Below are 21,547 nucleotides of genomic sequence, written 5' to 3'. Positions count from 1 at the left end.
GATCGGGTCGGTGCGACCTGATCGGTGATGAATGGCTCATCTCAAGGTTGGAGCGCGTTCTCGTCGCAAAACCGGCGATCACGGAACGCGCTCTAGCACAGACGCCCCCGGCGAGCGGGGGCGAGCGCGGCCTATATAGCGGATCAGCGGGTGGAATTCACCTGCCGAGCGAGCTTGTTTCACGTGAAACATCGGTCGGAGCGCGGCCCGTCGCAGGAGCCAATCTGAGGCGCGAGGACTTTCAGCGAACGCGGTTTGTTTCACGTGAAACACATGGCCGCAGGTGAAGCCCGATGTTTCACGTGAAACGCCGTTATCTCAACACCTGACGACTACTGACACGCCACGGGCCAACCCAGTAGAACCAACGGCACTACTTTCCGATGCAGAAGGTCGAAAAGATCTTCCCGAGCACCTCCTCGGGATCGATCCGCCCGGTAATCCGGTCGAGCGCCCGGCTGGCGAGCCGCACGTCCTCCGCCGCCAACTCCAGCGCCTCGGCCTCCGCCGCCGCCTGGCGCAGCCGCGTGGCCGCCTCCTCGAGCAACGCCTTGTGCCGCAGCCGCGTCGCCGCCGGCGGCTCGGCCCCGGCCAGGGCGGTGATCACCCGCTCCGCGAGGGTCTGCTCCAGCCAGGCGACGTCGTTCGGGCTGCGCGCGGTGAACGGCGCGCCGGGCAGACCCGGACCGCCCTCGCCCAGGTCCCGCTTGGTCAGCAGCACCAAGTCGTCCGGCTGCAGGCTGGCCGGCGGGTTCGGGGCCGCGGCCGCCGCGCCGTCGACCAGCCAGATCCGCAGGTCGGCGGCGTCGGCCCAAGCGGCGGCCCGGCGCACGCCTTCGGCCTCGATCACGTCGGGCGTATCGCGCAAGCCGGCGGTGTCGGCGACGATCGCCTTGTAGCCGCCGAGTTGCAGCGGCACCTCGATGATGTCGCGAGTGGTGCCGGGGATCTCGGTGACGATCGCCGCGTCGCGCTTGGCCAGCGCATTCAGCAGCGTGCTCTTGCCGGCGTTCGGCGCGCCGATCAGGGCGATGCGGTAGCCTTCGCGCACCCGTTCGCCGCGGCCGGCGTCGGCGACCGCCGCCTCCAGCTCGGTGATCAGGCTCGCGAGGATCGGCCGCGCGCGGGCGGCGACGTCTTCCGGCACCTCCTCGTCGGGGAAGTCGACGGCGGCCTCGAACATCGCCAGCGCCTCGGTCAGCGCGTCGCGCCAGCGGGCCTGCACGGCCGACAGCCGGCCGTCGAGCTGCGCCAGCGCCTGGCGCCGCTGGGCGACGGTCTCGGCGTCGATCAGGTCGGCGACCGCTTCGGCCTGGGCGAGGTCGAGCTGGCCGTGCTCGAACGCCCGGCGGGTGAACTCGCCGGGCTCGGCCAGCCGCAGCCCAAGTTCGGCCAGCGCCTCGAGCAGAGCGGCGACCACGGCCCGGCCGCCGTGGACATGGAACTCGGCGGCGTCCTCGCCGGTGTAGCTGCGCGGGCCGGGAAACCACAGCACCAGCCCCTGGTCGATCTCCGCGCCGTCTGGCGCGAACAGCCGGCGCACGCTGGCGCGGCGCGGCTTCGGCAGGCCGCCGGCGAGCGTACGTACCGCCTGCTCGGTCCTCGGGCCGGTGAGGCGCACGACCGCGATCGCCGCCCGTCCCGCGGCGGTGGCCGGCGCAAAAATGGTGTCGGTCATTTCCGCGGCGTGGCGGCGCCGATGCCGACCTCCATCAGCTTGCGGAACTGCTCCTGCGCGCCGGCTCCGAAAGCCATCCAGTTCTTCACCAGCTCGTCCGGCGACAGCATCGCCATATTGGCGTCGATCCGCTTGGTCATCTCGCCGACGATATGGTCGTTCAGCGCGCTCACGTCCGGCAGGCCGAGAAAGCGACGGGCCTCCTCCGGGGTGCATTCGACCTCCACGCTCATCTTCATCTGTGCGTGCTCCTTTGCTTACCTTATGGCCGGCTCAGGCCGGGCCGCGCTAGTAGCTTACCCAGTCAAATGAGAACGGGAGATCCCTATGGGCGAACAAACGACCATCACCACGCCGGACGGCTCATTCTCGGCCTATGTCGCGCGCCCGGCGCAGGCGCCGACCGCGGCGGTCGTGGTGATCCAGGAGATCTTCGGCGTGAACCAGGTGATGCGCGAGATCACCGACGGCCTCGCCGGCCAGGGCTTCCTCGCCGTCTGCCCCGACCTGTTCTGGCGGATCGAGCCGGGCATCCAGCTGACCGACCAGAGCGAGGCCGAGTGGCAGAAGGCCTTCGGCCTGTTCAACGCCTTTGATCCCGAGACCGGGGTGAAGGACATCGCCGCGACCATCTCGACCATCCGCCAGGATCCCGGCTGCAGCGGCAAGGTCGGCGCGGTGGGCTTCTGCCTCGGCGGCCTGCTCGCCTACCTGACCGCCACCCGCACCGACGTCGACGCTGCGGTCGCCTACTACGGGGTCGGCATCGACAGCCGGCTGGCGGAAGCCGCGAGCCTCAAGCGTCCGCTGCTGATGCACATCGCCGAAGAGGACGGGTTCGTGCCGAAGGAGGCGCAGGTCAAGATCATCGCCGCGCTGCAGCCCAACCCGCTGGTCGAGATCCATACCTACGCCGGCCGCGATCACGGCTTCGCCCGCACCGGCGGCCAGCACTATGACGCCGCCGCCGCCCAACAGGCCGGCGAGCGCTCGCTGGCCTTTTTCCGAAAGCACCTGGTCTGATGCGCGCCATCCGCTTCGAGCAGACCGGCGGTCCGGAGGTCCTTCGGCTGGAGGATGTCCCGACGCCGGCCCCCGCTGCTGGCGAGATCCTGATCCGCCACGAGGCGATCGGGGTCAACTTCATCGACACCTATCACCGCAGCGGCCTCTATCCGGTCACCCTCCCCTCGGGCCTGGGTCAGGAAGGCGCCGGCGTGGTGACGGCGCTCGGCAGCGACGTCACCCGCTTCAAGGTCGGCGACCGCGCCGCCTACGCCATGGGGACGCCGAGCTCCTACGCCGACTACAAGGTGGTCAGCGCCGAGCGGGCCGTGCAGGTGCCCGCCGGCGTCGACTCCCGCACCGCCGCCGCCGTCCTGCTGAAAGGCATGACCGCCGAATACCTGCTGCGGCGGCTCTACCCGTTGCAAGCCGGTCAGACCGTGCTGATCCACGCCGCCGCCGGCGGCGTCGGCCAGCTGCTGGTGCAATGGGCCAAGGTCATCGGGGCGGAGATCATCGCCACCGTCGGCAGCCTGGCCAAGGCCGAGCGGGCCCACGCGCTGGGCGCCGACCATGTCATCCTCTACCGCGACCACGACGTCGCCGCCGAGGTGCGCCGGATCACCGGCGGGGTCGGCGTGCCGGTGGCCTATGACTCGGTCGGCAAGGACACCTTCGCCGGCACCCTCGGGAGCCTCGCCCGCCGCGGCCTGTTCGTCAGCTTCGGCAACGCGTCGGGCCCGCCGCCGCCGATCGACGGCCAGCAACTGACCCGCGCCGGCTCGGTGTTCTTCACCCGGCCGACGCTGGCCGACTACATCGCCACCACCGAGGAGCTCGACGCCAGCGCGGCGGCGGTGTTCGACATGGTCGGGTCCGACACCCTGAAGATCGAGATTGGTCAGACCTTCCCGTTGAGCCAGGCCGCCGAGGCCCATCGAGCGCTGGAGGGCCGCCACACGATCGGCGCGACGCTCCTCACCCCAGAGTAGTGCAGACCCCCGTTCGCCCGGAGTGACCTAGTAGTGTTTCACGTGAAACACGCCGTCTGACCGACCGACGTTCGCCACCGCAACGGGTGGTCAGGCGGCGAACAGCCGGGCGATCGCCGCCTGCATCTTGGCGGATTCCGCCCGGGTCTGGGTGCCGAGGTTCTTGATCTCCTCGGCGATCACCGAGAAGGCCCGCCCGGCGTCGCCGGCGCGGGCCGCCTCGATCAAGGCGTTGAAGGCGATCAACCGGATGCGGGTCGCGGTCAGCTCGATGTCGTCCAGCGCCCCGGCCATCACCAGCCGGATGTCCTCGACCCGCGCCGCCTCGCTCTGCAAGGCGTCCGCCAGGTCCTGCTCGAACGCCGCGACGATCGCGTTCAGCAACGGCAACAGCACCGTCCCGGCCAAATCGGCCAGGGCCCGCACCTCGCCGCCGCATGCAGGATCAGCCGCCCGCAGCCGGTCAAGACAGGCCTGACCGCGGCCGCCGAACGACTGCAGCGCCTGAACGCCCGATCCCTGGCCGGCGGCCTCAGCCGCCAGCAGCTCCCGCACCCGGGCCGAGAACAACGGCGGGATCCCCTCTCCCGCATCGCCGTCCAGCAACAGCCGCACGCCGCCGGCGAAGCCCGCCAGCGCGGCGGACGCCTGGTCCAGATGTTTGCCGGCGTCGCCGCCAGGCAGCTGGCTCAACGCCAGGAACATCACCGCCCGGTGCGACAGCATCCGCTGGCGCCCAGCAATGTTGATCAGTGCGCCCAAGGCGGCCCGGTCCGCGTTGCCGCGCACCGGATCCGCCCGGGCCTCTTCGTTGGCGACGACCATCCCCGACCTCCGGCGTCATCGCTGACTCCGCCGGACCGCCAAGGCGAGCGCTTACCGCCGGCCCAAAAACAAAACGCCCCGCAGCGGAGGCCGCTGCGGGGTCGCTAGGCGCCGTCGCTCGCCTGCTGGGCAGGCGCGCGGGTCGCGTCAGGTGTTCATCGACTGGAAGAAGTCGTCGTTGGTCTTCGACTGCCGCAGCTTGTCGAGCAGGAACTCGATCGCGTCCTGGGCGCCCATCGGGTTGAGAATGCGGCGCAGGATGTAGGTCTTCTGCAGCTGGTCCTTCGGGGTGATCAGCTCTTCCTTCCGGGTGCCGGACTTCAGCACGTCGATCGCCGGGAAGATCCGCTTGTCGGCGACCTTCCGGTCGAGGACGATTTCCGAGTTACCGGTGCCCTTGAACTCTTCGAAGATCACTTCGTCCATCCGGCTGCCGGTGTCGATCAGGGCGGTGGCGATGATCGTCAGCGAGCCGCCCTCCTCGACGTTCCGCGCCGCGCCGAAGAAGCGCTTCGGCCGCTGCAGGGCGTTGGCGTCGACGCCGCCGGTCAGCACCTTGCCGGACGACGGCACCACGGTGTTGTAAGCGCGGCCGAGGCGGGTCACCGAGTCCAGCAGGATCACGACGTCGCGCTTGTGCTCGACCAGGCGCTTGGCCTTCTCGATGACCATCTCGGCCACCTGCACGTGGCGGGTCGCCGGCTCGTCGAAGGTCGAGGAGATCACCTCGCCGCGCACGGTGCGCTGCATGTCGGTGACTTCTTCCGGCCGCTCGTCGATCAGCAGGACGATCAGATAGGCCTCGGGGTGGTTGGCGGCGATCGACTTGGCGATGTTCTGCAGCATCACCGTCTTGCCGACCCGCGGCGGGGCGACGATCAGGCAGCGCTGGCCCTTGCCGAGCGGGGCGACGATGTCGATCACCCGGCCGGAGCGGTCCTTCAGCGTCGGATCTTCGATCTCCATCCGCAGCCGCTCGTCGGGATAGAGCGGCGTCAGGTTGTCGAACAGCACCTTGTGCCGCACGTTTTCCGGCGCTTCGAAATTGATCTGGTCGACCTTCACCAGGGCGAAGTAGCGCTCGCCCTCGCGCGGCGCGCGCACCGCGCCGTCGACGCTGTCCCCGGTCCGCAGCCCGAACTTCCGGATCTGCGAGGGGCTGACGTAGATGTCGTCCGGGCCCGGCAGGTAGTTGGCTTCCGGCGAGCGCAGGAAGCCAAAGCCGTCCTGCACCACTTCCAGCGTCCCCGAGCCGGAGATCTCCACGCCTTCCTCGGCGAGGGTCTTCAGGATCGCGAACATCATGTCCTGCTTGCGCATGGAGTTCGCGTTTTCGATCTCCAGCGTCTCGGCGAAGGCCAGCAGGTCGGCGGGCGACTTGTCCTTCAGCTCCTGCAGGCTCATGCGGGTCAGCCCCATGGCCGCGATGGCCGCGGAAACCTCGGACGGCTCCTCGGCGTCGGCCGCGGCGTCGACCTCTTCGGCGGGCTGGGCGGCGCCGACCTGCGGGTCGAGCTCGAGGGTGATCGGGGTCTCGTTTTCCATGGCGATACTCGTTCGGGCGACGCGCACGGACGGACTCCGGCCGCAGCCTCAAAAATTCCAAGGCGCCTTGAGCGCCGATGTGTTCGTCTCTTGGGGGTCCGGCCTGCCTTACGCGTCGGGCGCGTGGGCGGTCGGAATAAAGGCGGGGCGCGCCGGGCGAAACGCCGACGCGTAAAACGATCGGAACCACACCGGGCGGACGCCGTCAAGCGGGGCCGGCGCGGTATCAAAAGATGCTCCCCTTCAGGGGGAGCTGTCCCGGAGGGACTGAGGGGAGTTGCAGGCCGCCAGCTCCGGGGCTTCAACCCCCTCCGGCCTTCGGCCACCTCCCCCTGAGGGGAGGAGCCTTCTTAGCGTCCGAACTCGGTGGTGACCGCGATGACCATGACGATCGCCGCCAGGAACGGCAGCTCGTTGGTCGCCCGCCAGAACTTGTTGGAGCGCTGGTTGCGGCCCTGGGCGAACCGCTTGCGGGCCACCGCCAGATAATGATGCCAGCCGAGCAGGAAAAGCACCCCGGCGAGCTTCACCGACATCCAGGGCTCGCCGAGAAAGCCCCAGCCGCGGATGTGGGCGTCCACCCAGATCAGCGCCAGGCCGAACACCAGCGCCAGGATCATCGCCGGATTCATGATGATTCTCAACAACTTACCTTCCATCGTCTGGAAGGTCTGGTCGAGTTCCGAGCCGGCGGTCGCGGTCGAGTGATAGGCGAACAGACGCGGCAGGTAGAGCAACCCCGCCATCCAGGCGATCACCGCCAGGATGTGCAGGCCGCGCAGCAGGTCGTAGTGGGCGATCAGCCAGTCGCTCATTGCGGCTCCCCGTGGTGGCAAGCGCACTTCGTCAGGCCCGCCGGGCACATCCAGGGACCGTGCGGCCGGGTCCCGAACGGCCGCCCAAGCGCGATCAGCGTCGCCTGGGCGAGGTCTTCGATGAACCGCGGGTCCACCGACGGCGTCGGCGCGCGCAGATAGGGCGAGCAGCCCGCCGCCTGCGCCACCTGGGCATATTCATGGTCGAGCTCGACCAGGGTCTCGACGTGCTCGGAGACGAAGGCGATCGGCGAGACCAGCACGCCCTTGCCCTCGGCCCCGGCGCGGCGGATCTCCTCTTCGGTCGAGGGCGCGAGCCACTTCAGCGGCCCGACCCGGCTCTGGTAGCAGACCCGCCAGTCGTCCAGTTCCGGCAGCCGGGCGGCGATCCGCGCCGCGGTGGCTTCAATTTGCGCCTGATAGGGATCGCCGGCGTCGACCACCTTCTGCGGCAGGCCGTGGGCCGAGAACAGCAGGCGCAGGTTCTGCGGCGCCCCGGCGGTCCGCCAGAGCTTCCGGATGGCCTCGGCATGGGCTTCGACCAGCCCGTCCATGGTCGGGTAGCAGCAGATCTCCCGCGTCCGCCCTGGCCCCTTATAGACCGCGCGCCACTGCTTCAGGGACGAGGCCGTGGTCGTCGTCGAAAACTGCGGATAGAGCGGCAGCAGCACGATTTCGTCCGGGGCGAAGGCCGCCACCGCCTTGGCCGTCTCGCCGGCGAACGGCTTCCAGTAGCGCATGGCGATGAACGCCCGGGCCTCGACATCCGGGGCCTGCGCCATCAGTTGCGCCTCCAGCGCACGCGCCTGGGCCTCGGTCTCCGGCAACAGCGGCGAGGCGCCGCCCATCAGCTCATAGTTGGCCTGGGCGGCCTTCTCCCGGCGCTTGGCGATCATGGCCGCGAGCGGGTGACGCAGGATCGCCGGTAGGCCGATGATCGCCGGATCGCGGAACAGGTTGGTCAGGAACGGCCCCACCGCGTCCGGACCATCCGGTCCGCCAAGGTTGAAGAGGACGACGGCGAGTTTCACGCCGGCTCACGCGCCGGCTTGCCCGTCACCCGCTCGACGACCCGCGCGATGTGGGCGATCGGCGTGTCCGGCAGCACCCCGTGGCCCAGGTTGAAGATGTAGGGGCCCTGCCCCCATTGCTCGAGCAACTGCTCCACCCGGGCGTCCAGCGCCGCCCCGCCCTGCCGCAGCAGCAGGTTGTCGAGCGCACCCTGGATGGTCTTGCCCTGGGCCTGCAGCCGCCGGCCGAGCGCTGCCGGAGCCTGGGTGTCGAGCGCCACGCCCTCGACCGGCACGGCCTCGGCATAGGCGTCGACCAGCGCGCCGGCGCCGCGCGGGAAGCCGATGAACGGCGCGGTCACGCCGGCCGCCCGCACCCGATCGATGATCGCCGCGTGGGGCTGAACCACCAGGCGCTCGAACATGTCCTCGGCCAGCCCTTCCGCCCAGCTTTCGAAAAGCTTCAGCACCTGGGCGCCGGACCGCGCCTGCATCACCAGGTAACGGGCGGTGGATTCGACCAGCACCTCGATCAGGGCGTCGAGCTTTTCCGGTTCGGCGTAGGCGAAGGCCCGCGCCGCCTCGCGCTCGGAGCCGCGCCCCTCGATCATATAGGTCGCCACCGTCCACGGTCCGCCGGCGAAGCCGATCAGCGCCCGGTCCGGCTCCAGCTCCGCCCGGACCCGCTGCAGGGTCTCGCCGATGTCCGCCAGCCGCCCGGTGGAGGCGTCGATCTGTTCGGCCAGCGCCTCGATTGGCGGCAGCGCTGCGAGCCGCGGCCCCTCGCCCGCCTCGAACCAGACATCCTGGCCGAGCGCTCGGGGGATCAGCAGGATGTCGGCGAACACAATCGCCGCATCGAACGGAAAGCGCCGCATCGGCTGCAGGGTCGCTTCGGCCGCCATCTCCGGATCGTGGCAGAAGGCGATGAAGTCTTTCGCCCGAGCCCGCAGCGCGCGGTACTCCGGCAGCGAACGGCCGGCCTGGCGCATGAACCACACCGGCGGCCGCTCAAAAGCCTCTCCGGCCAGGGCGCGCAACAGGCGGGGTGTCTTTTGATCGGGAAGCGAGCTCATCGAGAGCGGTTAAATCGCTTTGCGGGCGATCGCTCAAGCCCGTCGGTCAAACTCGTCGTTCGTCCGTCTACCTTCAAACCTTAAGAAAATTAATCTGGATTGCAGAAGGAAGACGTAGGGCCTGTCGAGGACGTGGAGAATGTCCGCCATCCCTGCGGCGATCCGGTAGTTCTCCCCAGCTTATGCACCGCCGGTCCCGATCCGGCGGACGCTTCTCCGCGCTCGCACGCTCGGCCCCAAGCCTCCATTTTCGCTTAAGAATCTATTAAGGGATGGAGGAAGGACCCGTGGCCCTACCGGTGGTTCTACCCGGGCTGTCGACGTTTACGCTTTTTTAACCGCCCGCCTGTGCGAGCCCGTGGATTAACCTCTCGTAAACGAACCTTTCCATCCCGTTAATTCACCGGGCTCCGGGATCGCTGCGGCCAACACGCCACCTATCCCCAATCCGGCCCACGTTCGCTAAGAGGGATTCACAGAAACCGTCCCCAGGCTTATTTCGAGGGCCCCGAGCTTGCCCATCACCGCGCCGGCCCGGCTGGCCACCTATTTCCACGTCCACCTCGTCAGCGACTCCACCGGCGAGACGCTGAACGCCATGGCGCGCGCGGTCTGCGCCCGCTTCGACAACGTACTGCCGATCGAGCACATCTACGCTCTGGTGCGCTCCCAGAGGCAGCTCGACCGGGCGTTGGGCGACATCGAGGAGGCGCCCGGCGTGGTGATCCACACCATCGTCGACGACAAGCTGCGCCACGCGCTGGAGGAAGGCTGCCGCAAGCTCGACATGCCCTGCATCCCGGCGCTCGACCCGCTGGTCTCGGCGCTGTCACGCTACCTCGGGGCCTCGACCACCACCCGGGTCGGCGCCCACCTGCGGCTCGACAACGACTATTTCAACCGCATGGACGCGCTGAACTACGCGATCGGCCATGACGACGGCCAGGGCGGCCAGGATCTCGACGAAGCCGACGTCGTGCTGGTCGGCGTGTCGCGGACCTCGAAGACTCCGACCTGCATCTATCTGGCCCACCGCGGCGTGCGGGCCGCCAACGTGCCGCTGGTGCCCGGCCGGCCGATCCCCGACAAGCTGCTGCAGTTGAAGAAGGCGCTGGTCGTCGGCCTGACCATCTCGCCGGACCGGCTGATCTCGATCCGCCGCAATCGGTTGCTGTCGCTGAACGAAAACCGCCAGTCGACCTACATCGACACCGACACCGTGCGCGACGAGATCATCCAGGCGCGGCGTCTCTATGAACGGCATCGCTGGCCGACGATCGACGTGACCCGCCGCTCGGTCGAGGAGACGGCGGCCGCCATCCTCAACTTGATGCATGGCGGTCACGGTCAGGTGGAGGTGCTCGGTTGAGCCTGCAGGTCGTTCTCGCCTCGAAGAGCGCCGCCCGGCGTGCGGTGCTGGACGGCGCCGGGGTTCCATTTGAATGCGCGGTCGCCGGCGTCGACGAGGAGGCGGTCAAGGTCGCGCTGCTCGCCCGCGGCGCCGACGCGCGCCAGGTCGCCGAGGCGCTGGCCGAGCAGAAGGCGGTGCGGATCTCCGCGCAGCGCCCGGGCCTGGTGATCGGCGCCGACCAGACCTTGGAGTTCGAAGGCGGGCTCTACGACAAGGCCGACACCGTCGAGGCGGCCCGCGAGCGGCTGCGGATGCTGCGCGGCAAGCCGCATCAGCTGCATTCGGCCGTGGTGGTGGCGAAGGACGGCGCGCCGGTCTGGCGCGAGACGGTCAGCGCGACCCTGGTCATGCGCGACTTCTCCGACGACTTCCTGGAGAGCTACCTCGCGGCCGAGGGCGAGGCGGCGCTGGGCTCGGTCGGCTGCTATCGGCTCGAGGGCCCGGGGGCGCAGCTGTTCGCCAGCATCGAGGGTGACTACTTCACCATCCTCGGCCTGCCGCTGCTCGGCCTGCTCGACCTCCTTCGCCAACACCAGGTTCTGCCCGCATGAGCCGCAAGATCACTGGCGCGACCCTCGTCGCGGGCGTCGCCGGCGCGCCGGTGCGCCACTCGCTGTCGCCGATCATCCACAACGCCTGGATCGAGGCCGCCGGTCTCGATGCGGTCTATGTGCCGTTCGCGCCGAGCAGCGACGGCTTCCGGCGCTTCGCCGACGGCCTGCGTGGCGGGGTCGTGCGCGGCCTCAACGTCACCGTGCCGTTCAAGGAAGACGCGCTGGCGATCGCCGACGAGCTGAGCGAGCGGGCCGCCCTGGCCGGGGCCGTCAACTTGCTGGTGTTCGCGGCCGACGGCCGGATCCACGGGGACAATACCGACGGCCTGGGCCTGTTGGGCGCGTTCGCCGCCCAGGCGCCGGGTTTCGATCCCGCCGCAGGGCCGGTCGCGATCATCGGCGCCGGCGGCGCGGCGCGCGGGGCGGCCGCGGCCTTCGTCACCGCCGGCGCGCCAGAGGTGCGGATCGTCAACCGCACCTTGGCCAAGGCGGAAGGGATCGGTGAGGCGCTCGGCGCGAAGGTCCGCGCCTTCTCGCTCGACGCCGCGGCCCGCGCCTTCGACGGCGTCACTGCGGTGATCAACGCCACCTCGGCCGGCCTGCTGGACGCCAGCCTCGACCTGCCGCTGGAGGCGACGCCCTCGCCGGCGGTGGTCATGGACATGACCTACAAGCCGCTGGAGACCCCGCTGCTCGCCCGCGCGCGCGAGCTCGAGCGGCGCACGGTCGACGGACTGGAGATGCTGGTCCGCCAGGCGGTCCCGTCGTTCGAGGCCTTCTTCGGCCGCACGCCGCCGGCCGCGGTGGACGTCCGCGCGCTTTGCCTGGCGGCGATCGGGGGCCAGGCGTGATCATCCTCGGCCTGACCGGCTCGATCGGCATGGGCAAGTCGACGACCGCGGCGATGTTCCGCGAAGCCGGCGTGCCGGTCTATGACGCCGACGCCCAGGTGCACGCCTCCTACGCCAAGGGCGGCGCCTGCGTCGGCCCGGTCGGCGAGGCCTTCCCCGGCGTGGTGAAGGACGGCGCGGTCGACCGTGAGGCGCTGCGCCAGGCGGTGCTCGGCAAGCCGGAAGAGCTGAAGCGGCTGAATAGCGTCGTGCACCCGATCATCGGCGCGATGCGCACCCACTTCTTCGCCGACGCCCAGGCCGGCGGCGCGGATCTGGTCGTGCTCGACATTCCGCTGCTGTTCGAGGGCGGCGGCGAGCGCGGCATGGACGCCGTCGCTGTGGTCACCGCTTCGGCCGAGGTGCAGCGCGCGCGCGTGCTGCAGCGCGAGGGCATGACGCCGGAGCGCTTCGAGGCGATCCTCGCCCACCAGATGCCGGACGCCGAGAAGCGCGCCCGCGCCGACTTCGTCATCGACACAGGGGAGGGCCTGGAGCCAGTGCGCCGTCAGGTCGCCGAGATCATCGCCGTGATGCGTGATCCACAGCGCAGGCCCAAACGGGACAAGACGCCGGCTTGATCGCGTCGAGCGAACCGGGCCAAGACTGAGCCATGGCGCGCGAGATCGTTCTCGATACGGAAACCACCGGCTTCGAGCCGCACCTTGGCCACCGGCTGGTCGAACTGGCCTGTCTGGAGATCGAGGACTTCATCCCGACCGGGCGCAGCTTCCACATCTATATCGACCCCTGCCGCGACATGCCGGTCGAGGCCGAGCGGGTGCACGGCCTGTCGGAGGCCTTCCTGCGCGGCAAGCCGAAGTTCGAGGCGCCCGAGGTGGTCGACGCCTTCCTCGAGTTCGTCGGCGACGCGCCGATCGTCGCGCACAACGCCGGCTTCGACCGCGCCTTCGTCAACTGGGAGCTCAGCTGCATCCATCGGCCCGGGATCCCGGAGGACCGCTGGATCGACACCCTGGCGCTGGCCAAGCACCGCTTCCCGGGGATGCACAACTCCCTGGACGCGCTCTGCAAGCGTTTCAAGATCTCGCTCTCCGAGCGCGAGAAGCACGGGGCCTTGATCGACGCCAAGCTGCTGGCGGCGGTCTACCTCGAGCTGAAGGGCGGCCGCGAGCGGCGGCTCGAACTCACCTCGGCCGAGATGGTCACCGCCGTCGCCGCCGCCAAGCAGAACGTCTACGCCGCCCGCCCCCGCCCGCTCGCCCCGCGCTCGACTGAGGCCGAACGCGAACTGCACGCCGCCTTCATTCGCGGCGTGGTGAAGAACGACGAGCTCTGGAGCAAGCACGGGCTCTAACGGGCCGAGCTTCCCGTCCTACTCGGCTGTCATCCCGGAAGCCGTGACGGGCTGTGCGGGATCCAAGAACACGGCTTAGGCGGCAGGCGCACGCCTTCGCCGCGCCCACTTTGTGAACTCTCCAAGCCGTCGTGTGCTGGGATCTCGATCTTCGCTGCGCGAAACCGGGATGACAGGCTTGGCGGCGTACAGAACAGGCTCCACCCCACCGCCGCCCAGATCATCAGCCCACAGATGATGTAGCCGATGCGGTTCCGCCGTTTGCCCTGGGACATGGCGGAAGCTCAACCGTTGGCGGGTCGGGCGCAATCGACTATCCAGGCGCGGGATGTGAGGTGAAGTCACATGCACCGTCGGCCGCTACCACCGCTCACCGGCCTCGCCAGCTTCGAGGCGTTCGCCCGCCAGGGCTCAATGACCGCCGCCGCGGCCGAGCTTCACGTGACTCATGGCGCAGTCAGTCGGCAGGTCCGCGCCCTGGAGGCGCGGCTCGGGGTTGATCTGGTCGTCGGGCCGCGCCACGACCTGCGGCTGACCGAGGCCGGCCAACGGCTCGCCGGCGCGCTGACCTCGGCCTTCGACCTGATCGGCGCCGCCCTGCCCGGGGCCGGCCCGGACCAGGAGCTGGTGCTCTCCTGTCCCGGCACGCTGGCGATGAAATGGCTGATCCCGCGCCTGCCGAACTTCCTCGATCCGCGGCCCGGCGTGCGGGTGCGCATCCTCGAAAGCTATGACGCCGTCGACTTCAGCACCGGCGGCGCCCATGCGGCGATCCGCATCCAGCGCGGCCGGGCGCCGGACGGGATCACGATGCAGCCCTTCATGGCCCATCACCACGGCCCGGTGTTGTCGCCGGAGACCTGGGCGTCCTGTGGCCAGGATCCTGTACGCCTGCTGGCCCTGCCACGGCTGCACAGCGAAAGCTTCCGCCCGGCCTGGCGCGAATGGGCCGAGCGCGCCGGCGTCGCACTGCCGCCGGCCGCGGAGGACCGCGAGTACGAGCACAATTCCTACCTGCTGGAGGCCGCTGCGGCAGGGCTCGGCGTCGCGGTCGCGCCCTGGGCGTTCGCCGCCCCGGACATCGAGCGCGGACGGCTGGTCGCGCCGCTGGGGTTCGCGCCGGTCGAGGCTCGCTACGCCCTGCTGCATCCGACCCACGCCCGGAACCCGCTGGTGAGCGAGTTCGCCGGCTGGCTCAAGGCCGAGGCCGCGGCGACGGATCCGGCGCCGCCGATGCGCCGGCAGGCCTAGTTCGCCGGGCCCGGGGCCAACGCTTTGGCGGACGATTGCGCGTCGTAGCGTCACTTCCTGCAGCCGCGATTTGGCGCAAGCGGTCCGGTCGCCTATATTCCCGCCACCTCAGATCAGGAATTTCAGTCCCTTGGGCGTGACCCTCGACCTTTCGCGCGCCCCGGCCGCCGGCGCGCCCACCTCCGCCATGCCCAACCTTGCGGGTCTCAGCCGCGCCGAACTGGCGCAGGCGTTGATCGATGCTGAGGTCGCGCGGCCGGACAAGGCGCGGATGCGCGCCAGCCAGCTGTGGCGCTGGATCCACCACTATGGGCTGACCGATTTCGCGGCCATGACCGACGTGGCCAAGGAGACCCGCGCGGCCCTGGCCGAGAAGTTCACCCTCGCCCGCCCCGAGGTGGTCGAGCGTCAGATCAGCCGCGACGGCACCCGCAAGTGGCTGATCCGCATGGCGCCCGGGATCGAGGTCGAGACGGTCTACATCCCCGACGTCGGCCGCGCCGGCGCGCTCTGCGTCTCCAGCCAGGTCGGCTGCACGCTGAACTGCACCTTCTGCCACACCGGCACCCAGGCGCTGGTGCGCAACCTGACGACCGCCGAGATCGTCGCCCAGGTGCAGATCGCCCGCGACGACCTCGGCGAATGGCCCTCGCCGAAGGAGGACCGCCGGCTCTCCAACATCGTCTTCATGGGCATGGGCGAGCCGCTCTACAATCTCGACAACGTCGCCCAGGCGATCGACATCATCGCCGACAACGAGGGCATCGCCATCTCGCGGCGGCGGATCACCGTCTCGACCTCGGGCGTCGTGCCTGAACTCGGCCCGCTCGGCGAAAAGACCCAAGCGATGCTGGCGATCTCGCTGCACGCGACCAACGATCCGCTGCGCGACAAGCTGGTGCCGCTGAACAAGAAGTACCCGATCGAAGAGCTGATGGCCGGCATCCGCGCCTATCCGGGCCTGTCGAACGCCAAGCGGGTGACCTTCGAGTACGTCATGCTGAAGGACGTCAACGACAGCGCCGCCGAGGCCAAGGCCCTGGTCAAGCTGCTCAAGGGCATCCCGGCGAAGATCAACCTGATCCCGTTCAACAAGTGGCCGGGTTCGGAATACGAGTGCTCCGATTGGAAGACGATCGAGGCCTTCGCCGCGATCCTCAACCGCGCCGGCTACGCCTCGCCGATCCGCACGCCGCGCGGCCGCGACATCCTCGCCGCCTGCGGCCAGCTGAAGAGCGAGAGCGAAAAGATGCGCGCCAGCGAACGGCGCAAGCTCGCGGCCGAGTAGCTCAACTCCCCTCCCCGACGATGACCGGCGGCCGAAGCGTGTTAAGCACGGCCGCGCGCCGCTGCCGGTCTCTTGGGGGATGATGGATGTCGATCACGCCTGAACTGCAGGCCTTCGCCAGCGGGTTTCCGGTCACCCTGCTGCACATCTTCGTCAGCGTGGCGATGCTGCTCGCCGCCGCGGCGATCTACATCGTCCTGACGCCGCACAAGGAGATCAGCCTGGTGCGGCAGGGCAACAGCGCCGCCGCCGTCGACCTCGGCGGCGTGCTGGTCGGCCTGGCCATCCCGCTGGCGTTCTCGCTGAAGGGCTCGACCAGCCTGGCCGACGTCGCCCTGTGGGGCGTGGCGACCGTCGCCGTACAGCTGCTGGTGTTCCGGCTGGTCGACCTGGTGCTGCCCGGCCTGCCGCAGCGGATCCGCGATGGCGAGATGGCCGCCGCCGCCCTGCTGGTCGGGGCCAAGCTGGCCACCGCCATGATCGTGGCCGCCGCCGTGGCGCCTTGAGCGCTCGATGCGGCTGCCTCGTCCTCCCGACTGGCTGATCTACGCCGCGGTGGTCGGCGGACTGCTGGCCGCTGCGATCAGCCGGCGTGAGGACGTCGACGCCCCGCCGGCGCCGCCGCCGGTCAGCCGCGCCGAAGGCCAGCTGCTGGCCCCGGCTTCGCCATTCGATCCTTCGGTCACCGTCGATGTGCCCGAACGCTCCGGGCCGTCCGCCGGCACCGCCTTCTCGGTCGGCTCCTCGGGCGTCTGGATCACCGCCCGGCACGTGATCGACGGTTGCCGCCAGGCGGCGCTGGTGGTCGGCGAAGGGCGTGGCGTGGCCGCCACGGCCCACATCGATCCGAGCGGGGAAGCAGCGTTGCTGTCGACTGACGGCGGCGCGCCGGCCTTACCGTTGGAACTCGCCGCCCCGCTGCACGAAGGCGAGCTGGCCTTCCATCCGGGATTTCCGCAGGGCGAACCCGGCGAGGCCGCCTCGCGGCTGCTGGGCCGCGAGAACCTGGTGGTCCGCGGCCGCGGCGCGCGGACCGAGCCGGTGCTGGTCTGGGCCGAGGTCGGCCGCACCCGGGGACTGGAGGGCAGCCTCGGCGGCCTGTCCGGCGCGCCGGTGCTGGACGCCCGGGGCCGGGTGCTGGGCGTGACGATCGCCGAGTCGCCGCGGCGCGGGCGGATTTACACCACCTCGCCGGAGACGGTGCAGCACCTGATCACCCAGAGCGGTACGGCGCTGCCGGTGGCGCCGACCGCGGCGGCGGTCATCACCCCGGACAACTACGGCCAGGTGGCCGACGGCCTGCGCCGTGACCTGCGCGTCGCCCAGGTGATCTGCCTGTCTTAAGCGGCGGCGGTCTTGGTCTCGGCCTCGGCTTCGCTTTCGACGCTGCTCTTCGTCGAGGGCTGCGCGGCGACCAGGAACACCAGCACGATCGCGGCGATGCCGAGCAGCGCCGAATAGGTGAAGAAGACGATGTAGCCGGTGCCCAGCGCGGCCGGGGAGACGTTGGACTTGGCCACCGCCGCGGCGAAGGCCTCGGCTGGGGTGTTGGCGAACAGCGCCTTCAGCCCGGCGAAGGCGCCGCCGGTATCCGCCGACTTCGCCGCGGATTCGACGACCCGGCCGGACTGCGAGGCCAGAAGCTTGCCGGGCAGCGAATAGAGCGACGAGAACAGCGCGTACTGCGTCGCGGTGAAGCCCACCCGGGTCAGGCTCGACATGTAGGCGATCAGGCAGGTGCCGGCGAACCCCGCGCAGATGTTGTCGACGCCGATGGCCGCGACCAGCACGCCGACGTCAGGCCCGGCGATCGCCAGCCAGACAAACATGAACTGGCTGAGCGGGCCGGCGAAGGCGCCGATGATCAGCGCCCGCATCAGGCCGAGGCGCACCACAGCGAAGCCGCCGAGGAAGACGCCGGCCATGGTCGCGATGACCCCGAACACCTTCCGCACCTCGGCGATCTGGGTCTTGCTGAACCCGAGGTCGAGGTAGAACGGGTTCATGATGTTCAGCACGAAGTCGGTCAGCCGGTAGAGGCAGATCAGCGCCAGGATCATCCCGGCGGTGCGCCCGTAGCGGGCGAAGAAGTCCTTCAGCGGATCGCCGAGCGCCGCGCCCAGGTAGACCCCCGGCCGGGTCTTGGCCCCGGGCAGCGGCATGGCGGCCAGCACGATGACCAGGCCGCCGGCGAGCACGCCGAGCAGCTGGACGAAGACGCCGGCCGGTTTCGCCGTCCACGCGGCGGCCAGGTTCGCGGCGGCCTCCGGCTGGCCGAGCGCCGACAGTCCGGCGGAGAGGATCGAGGCGTTGGCCGCCAGGCCGGAGCCCACCAGCACGGCGCCGATGACGAACAGCAGCAGCCGGCCGATCCACTCGGGGATCTCGCGGGCCGGCCGCGCGGCCAGGCCCTCGGCGTGGATCGGGCGGATCTGGTGGGCGGCCTCGCGCGGCGCGCCGAGCACGCCGGCGACGCCGATCAGCATCAGCGCGCCCATCACCGCATAGGACAGATGCCAGGAGAACTGCTCGGCGAGCACCAGCGGGATCGCGCCGGCGGCGATGGTCGCGAAGCGGTAGCCCCACTGGTAGGAGGCGGCCAGCGCCCCCTGCTCGGTCTGGGGCGCGGCCTCGATGCGCCAGGCGTCGATAACGATGTCCTGGGTCGCGCCCATGAAGCCGACGAAGACGGCGAACAGCGCCATCATGCCCAGGCCGCTCGTCGGGTCAGACCCCGCGACCAGCCAGAGGCCGAGCACGATCAGCGCCTGGGTCACCAGCATCCACGAACGCCGATGGCCTAGCCACTTGGTCAGGATCGGCACCTCGGTGCGGTCGACCAGCGGCGCCCAGATGAACTTGGCGGAATAGGCCAGGGTCGCCAGGCCGAAGACCGCGATCACTTCGAGCGACAGGCCGGCGTCGCGCAGCCACGCCGACAGGGTGTCGAAGATCAGCAGGTTCGGCAGCCCGGAGGCGAAGCCGAGCGCCAGCATGACCAGCGAGCGCCGCTCCAGATAGACGGCGAGCGCGCTCAGGACTCCAGGCTTTGGGCTCGTGGCGCCGCCGCTCATCGCTGTCTCCGGTGTGCAGCGCCCCCGCGCCCGTCGTCAGCCGACCTTGGCGCGCGCCGGCTCCCGCGTCCAGCCGGCGGCGACCCACCGCGACAGCACGGCGCGGAGGGCGTCGGGCAACAGCGGCTTGACCAGGAAGTCGTCCATGCCGGCCGCGAGGCAGGCTTGGCGGTCGTCTTCGAACACGCTGGCGGTCAGGGCGACGATCGGCGTCTGCACGCCGCGCGCGCGGAGCAGCCGCGCAGTCTGCTCGCCGGACAGCCCGGGCATGCGCATGTCCATCAGGATGATGTCGTAGGCGCCCACCTTCACCGCCGCCAGCGCTTCCTCGCCGGCGCGGGCGTGATCGACTTCGCAGCCCTCGCGGTTGAGCAGCGCGCGGGCGAGCAGGGCGTTTACTGGATTGTCCTCGACCAGCAGCACGCGTGCGCCGGGCGCGGCGGCCGCGACGATGCGTTCGTCCTCCGGCTCGATGGCAGCCGTCGTTTGCGTGCCGCCGGCGAGCAGCACGCGCTCGATCAGCGAGGCGCGGCGCAGCGGCTTGATGAGGTATCCGGCGAAGCCGGCGGCGCGGTAGGGGCCGACCTGCTCCCGCTGCTGGCTGGACAGCAGCACGATCGCCCGACGGTCCGCCGGCGCCGGGACCGCGTTCAGCGCATGGTCGACCAGCAGCACGTCGCCGGGCTTGGTGCGCTTGGTCAGCGGCTCCACGGCTTCGGCGGTGATCGCGCGGGCCCCGGCGGCCTGGATCTGGCGGCGGGCGGCTTCGCGGATGATCGGATTGGGCGAGGCGACGCCGATGGTGCGGCCCGCCAGCGGCAGGATCGGTTCGCCCGCGTCGAGGCGCTCGAACGGAGCTTCGAACCAGAACAGCGCCCCGCCGAGCGGGCCGCTTTCGACGCCGACCTCGCCGCCCATGGCGTGGGCCAGCCGTCGGGCGATCGCCAGGCCGAGCCCGGCCCCGCCGAGCGCGGCGTGCGCGGCTTCGGCCTGGGCGAAAGCTTCGAAGATCCGTTCGCGGTCGGCGGTCGAGACGCCGGGCCCGGAGTCCTCGACGACAAAACGCAGCCGGCCGTCAGGCCGCTCGACGACGCTGGCGAGCACGCCGCCGGCCTCGGTGAACTTCACGGCGTTGCCGGCGAAGTTCAGCAGGATCTGCCGCAGCCGGCCCTCGTCGGCGCGGATCCGGCCGAGCGCGGCCGGCGCGGACCAGCCGACTTCCAGGCCCTTCTCGCTGGCGCGCGGCGACATCAGCTCGCAGACCGAGCGCAGCATGTCCTCGACATCGACGGCGTCGGGGTTCAGCTCGACCCTGTCGGCGCCCAGCTTGGCGAAGTCGAGCAGGTCGTTGACTAGGCCGAGCAGATGCTGGCCGCTTTCGCGCAGCGCGATCGCATAGGACCGCTGCTCGGCGCTCAACGGCGTCCCCTCCAACAGCCGCGCCATCCCGAGCACGCCATTCAGCGGCGTGCGCAGTTCGTGGCTGAAGGTGGCCAGTTGGTCGGCGGTGATATGGGCGCGCCGCGGACGGCGGTCCGACAGCGGGCGAGGAGGTCTTCGCATGACTCAGACCTAGCGCGGGCGCGCTTAACAGCAGGTCAAGCGAGCGGGCCTCAGTGCGACGAACGGCCGGCCATTTGCTCGGCGATGGCGATCAGCGCGCTGCGGCCGCGGGCGTTCTCGATGGCGTTGAAGGCCTGCAGGATCTCCAGCGCGCCGGGTCGGCCGAGCGCCGAAAGCAGCTCCTGCTCGCCGTGCGGCGGCGCATCCTCGCCGGCCAGCCAGCCGACGCTGACGCCCAAGGCTTCGGCGGCGGTGATCAGGGTGGAGGCGGCGACCCGGTTGGCGCCGCGCTCATACTTCTGCACCTGCTGGAAGGAGACCCCGAGCTTTTCGGCGAGTTCGCCCTGGCTGAGGTGGAGCTGCCGCCGGCGTGCGCGCATCCGGGCGCCGATCGCGCGCTCGAGCGCCATGCCGCGAATGGTCTCGTTTTGCAGCATCATCGCCGACCTTCCGGGGCAAGGGGCGCCCAGATGATAGCCGAAACGGGCCCGCGACACTCGGCAAAGTAGACGAAAACACCGTCTCGCGTTTAACTTAGGTTGCCATGCCAATCCGTCCGGCCATCACCGAGGATCCGGTCGAGCTGCTCACGCCGCGCGAGCGCGAGTGTTTGCGCCTGGTCGACCAGCATCTCTCCTCCAAGGAGATCGCCCGCAAGCTCGGCATGTCGAAGACGTCGGTCGACACCTACTGCGACCGCGCGCGCCGCAAGCTGGGCGTCGGCGACCGCTACGAGGCGGCCCGTCTGCTGCGCAATCAGGACGCGCCGTTTGTCCCGATCGGATCAGGACAAGACGCGATCAGGACAGACAGCGCCGACGGAAACTGGCCCGATGTCTCCACCAGCAGGGAGACACCAGATGGGCGAGTGGCGCCACAACTTCGAGGACCGCGCGGTGATCGGGCGGGCCCTCCGGCTGAAGCGGGAGATCGACGCGTTCGAAGCCCGCTGGCCGAATTCGGAACGCCGCGAGGAACTGATCCCGAGCTTCTCCTGGGAGCAGCTCGAGCGGCAGCTCGTCGATCTGGCGGCGACGCCGGCGCAGGCTTCGATGGCGAAGCACTTGGTTTCCGCGACGCGGAAATTGGCGCCCTTCAAGCCCTCCGAGATGGTCTTGCGGGAAATCCTCTGCATGACCTGGGTGCTGCTGGACGAGAACTTCCGGCCGGATACCGAAGCCGGTTCGCCCGAAACGATCTAGGGCCGGTCGCCCGGCTCGGGACCATCGTGGGCATCGCCATCGTTACGGCT

22 protein-coding genes and 1 pseudogene are annotated in these 21,547 nt (G+C 70.0%); 13 read left to right on the top strand and 10 right to left on the bottom strand.

The genetic code is table 11. The features are described 5' to 3' along the window. Positions 1-373: 373 nt before the first annotated feature. Positions 374-1,678 carry a tRNA uridine-5-carboxymethylaminomethyl(34) synthesis GTPase MnmE gene (gene mnmE / locus ACSQ14_RS00705; protein ID WP_436008726.1) on the bottom strand — a complete coding sequence of 435 codons (1,305 nt, stop codon included), beginning with the start codon at positions 1,676-1,678 and terminating at the stop codon, positions 374-376. Next, the gene (locus tag ACSQ14_RS00700) at positions 1,675-1,917 is read right to left on the bottom strand and encodes a DUF6489 family protein (protein WP_436008722.1); all 243 of its coding nucleotides are present in this window, start codon (positions 1,915-1,917) and stop codon (positions 1,675-1,677) included. Before ACSQ14_RS00700 ends, mnmE begins: the two co-directional genes overlap by 4 nt. 88 nt (positions 1,918-2,005) lie before the next feature. Between ACSQ14_RS00700 and ACSQ14_RS00695 the strand changes: the two genes are divergently transcribed. Both ACSQ14_RS00695 and ACSQ14_RS00690 read left to right on the top strand, forming a co-directional pair. Further along, positions 2,006-2,701, top strand: a complete 696-nt coding sequence (locus ACSQ14_RS00695) for a dienelactone hydrolase family protein (RefSeq protein WP_436008720.1) — start codon at positions 2,006-2,008, stop codon at positions 2,699-2,701. Next, the gene (locus ACSQ14_RS00690; RefSeq protein ID WP_436008718.1) at positions 2,701-3,675 is read left to right on the top strand and encodes a quinone oxidoreductase family protein; all 975 of its coding nucleotides are present in this window, start codon (positions 2,701-2,703) and stop codon (positions 3,673-3,675) included. The genes ACSQ14_RS00695 and ACSQ14_RS00690 overlap by 1 nt, the downstream gene beginning before the upstream one ends. Before the next feature lie 90 nt (positions 3,676-3,765). Here ACSQ14_RS00690 and ACSQ14_RS00685 read toward each other — a convergent pair whose 3' ends face one another. From ACSQ14_RS00685 to hemE, 5 genes are all read right to left on the bottom strand, one after another. Further along, positions 3,766-4,500, bottom strand: a complete 735-nt coding sequence (locus tag ACSQ14_RS00685) for a methyl-accepting chemotaxis protein (RefSeq protein ID WP_436008716.1) — start codon at positions 4,498-4,500, stop codon at positions 3,766-3,768. Positions 4,501-4,647: 147 nt separating this feature from the next. Next, on the bottom strand, positions 4,648-6,045 hold the full coding sequence (gene rho / locus ACSQ14_RS00680) for a transcription termination factor Rho (RefSeq protein ID WP_436008714.1): 1,398 nt from the start codon (positions 6,043-6,045) through the stop codon (positions 4,648-4,650). A gap of 350 nt (positions 6,046-6,395) precedes the next feature. After that, on the bottom strand, positions 6,396-6,860 hold the full coding sequence (locus ACSQ14_RS00675) for a CopD family protein (RefSeq protein ID WP_436008712.1): 465 nt from the start codon (positions 6,858-6,860) through the stop codon (positions 6,396-6,398). Beyond that, positions 6,857-7,891 carry a ferrochelatase gene (gene hemH / locus ACSQ14_RS00670; protein WP_436008710.1) on the bottom strand — a complete coding sequence of 345 codons (1,035 nt, stop codon included), beginning with the start codon at positions 7,889-7,891 and terminating at the stop codon, positions 6,857-6,859. Before hemH ends, ACSQ14_RS00675 begins: the two co-directional genes overlap by 4 nt. Continuing rightward, positions 7,888-8,946, bottom strand: coding sequence for a uroporphyrinogen decarboxylase (gene hemE / locus ACSQ14_RS00665; RefSeq protein ID WP_436008708.1), 1,059 nt, complete (start codon positions 8,944-8,946; stop codon positions 7,888-7,890). The genes hemH and hemE overlap by 4 nt, the downstream gene beginning before the upstream one ends. Before the next feature lie 496 nt (positions 8,947-9,442). Between hemE and ACSQ14_RS00660 the strand changes: the two genes are divergently transcribed. The 9 genes from ACSQ14_RS00660 (at position 9,443) to ACSQ14_RS00620 (ending at position 17,002) form a co-directional block, all read left to right on the top strand. Continuing rightward, entirely contained in the window at positions 9,443-10,315 is an 873-nt protein-coding gene (locus ACSQ14_RS00660; protein ID WP_436015305.1) for a pyruvate, water dikinase regulatory protein, read from the top strand. Continuing rightward, complete coding sequence (locus ACSQ14_RS00655; RefSeq protein WP_436008706.1) at positions 10,312-10,908, top strand: Maf family protein; 597 nt, start codon at positions 10,312-10,314, stop codon at positions 10,906-10,908. The genes ACSQ14_RS00660 and ACSQ14_RS00655 overlap by 4 nt, the downstream gene beginning before the upstream one ends. Next, positions 10,905-11,762 (top strand): shikimate dehydrogenase, encoded by an 858-nt coding sequence (aroE, locus tag ACSQ14_RS00650; RefSeq protein WP_436008704.1) that lies wholly within the window; start codon positions 10,905-10,907, stop codon positions 11,760-11,762. Before ACSQ14_RS00655 ends, aroE begins: the two co-directional genes overlap by 4 nt. Then, entirely contained in the window at positions 11,759-12,382 is a 624-nt protein-coding gene (gene coaE / locus ACSQ14_RS00645) for a dephospho-CoA kinase (RefSeq protein WP_436008702.1), read from the top strand. The genes aroE and coaE overlap by 4 nt, the downstream gene beginning before the upstream one ends. Before the next feature lie 32 nt (positions 12,383-12,414). Further along, entirely contained in the window at positions 12,415-13,119 is a 705-nt protein-coding gene (gene dnaQ, locus ACSQ14_RS00640; protein ID WP_436008700.1) for a DNA polymerase III subunit epsilon, read from the top strand. Positions 13,120-13,464: 345 nt separating this feature from the next. Next, on the top strand, positions 13,465-14,370 hold the full coding sequence (locus ACSQ14_RS00635; protein ID WP_436008698.1) for a LysR substrate-binding domain-containing protein: 906 nt from the start codon (positions 13,465-13,467) through the stop codon (positions 14,368-14,370). Positions 14,371-14,500: 130 nt separating this feature from the next. Beyond that, positions 14,501-15,658 (top strand): 23S rRNA (adenine(2503)-C(2))-methyltransferase RlmN, encoded by a 1,158-nt coding sequence (gene rlmN / locus ACSQ14_RS00630; RefSeq protein ID WP_436008696.1) that lies wholly within the window; start codon positions 14,501-14,503, stop codon positions 15,656-15,658. Between the two features lie 86 nt (positions 15,659-15,744). Continuing rightward, a complete protein-coding gene (locus tag ACSQ14_RS00625) occupies positions 15,745-16,164 on the top strand; it encodes a DUF350 domain-containing protein (protein ID WP_436008694.1) in 420 nt (139 codons plus the stop codon). A 7-nt stretch (positions 16,165-16,171) separates the two neighbouring features. Beyond that, the gene (locus tag ACSQ14_RS00620; RefSeq protein WP_436008692.1) at positions 16,172-17,002 is read left to right on the top strand and encodes a S1 family peptidase; all 831 of its coding nucleotides are present in this window, start codon (positions 16,172-16,174) and stop codon (positions 17,000-17,002) included. Here the strand turns inward: ACSQ14_RS00620 and ACSQ14_RS00615 are convergent. Genes ACSQ14_RS00615 through ACSQ14_RS00605 form a run of 3 tightly spaced genes read right to left on the bottom strand, consistent with a single transcriptional unit; the run spans position 16,999 to position 20,735 of the window. After that, positions 16,999-18,732 carry an AmpG family muropeptide MFS transporter gene (locus ACSQ14_RS00615; RefSeq protein ID WP_436008690.1) on the bottom strand — a complete coding sequence of 578 codons (1,734 nt, stop codon included), beginning with the start codon at positions 18,730-18,732 and terminating at the stop codon, positions 16,999-17,001. The genes ACSQ14_RS00620 and ACSQ14_RS00615 overlap by 4 nt on opposite strands. Positions 18,733-18,768: 36 nt before the next feature. Continuing rightward, entirely contained in the window at positions 18,769-20,295 is a 1,527-nt protein-coding gene (locus ACSQ14_RS00610) for a response regulator (protein ID WP_436008688.1), read from the bottom strand. 50 nt (positions 20,296-20,345) lie between these two features. Then, on the bottom strand, positions 20,346-20,735 hold the full coding sequence (locus tag ACSQ14_RS00605; protein ID WP_436008686.1) for a helix-turn-helix domain-containing protein: 390 nt from the start codon (positions 20,733-20,735) through the stop codon (positions 20,346-20,348). Positions 20,736-20,905: 170 nt separating this feature from the next. On the opposite strand from ACSQ14_RS00605, the pseudogene ACSQ14_RS00600 reads away from it, so the two are divergent. Both ACSQ14_RS00600 and ACSQ14_RS00595 read left to right on the top strand, forming a co-directional pair. Next, positions 20,906-20,983: pseudogene (locus tag ACSQ14_RS00600) on the top strand (hypothetical protein); the annotation flags it as partial. 172 nt (positions 20,984-21,155) lie between these two features. Further along, positions 21,156-21,497 carry a hypothetical protein gene (locus tag ACSQ14_RS00595; RefSeq protein ID WP_436008684.1) on the top strand — a complete coding sequence of 114 codons (342 nt, stop codon included), beginning with the start codon at positions 21,156-21,158 and terminating at the stop codon, positions 21,495-21,497. Positions 21,498-21,547 lie beyond the last annotated feature (50 nt).

The organism is Phenylobacterium sp. LjRoot219 (assembly GCF_964252995.1).
Classification (GTDB): Bacteria; Pseudomonadota; Alphaproteobacteria; order Caulobacterales; family Caulobacteraceae; genus Phenylobacterium.
This window is presented reverse-complemented; position numbering and strand designations above follow the sequence as displayed.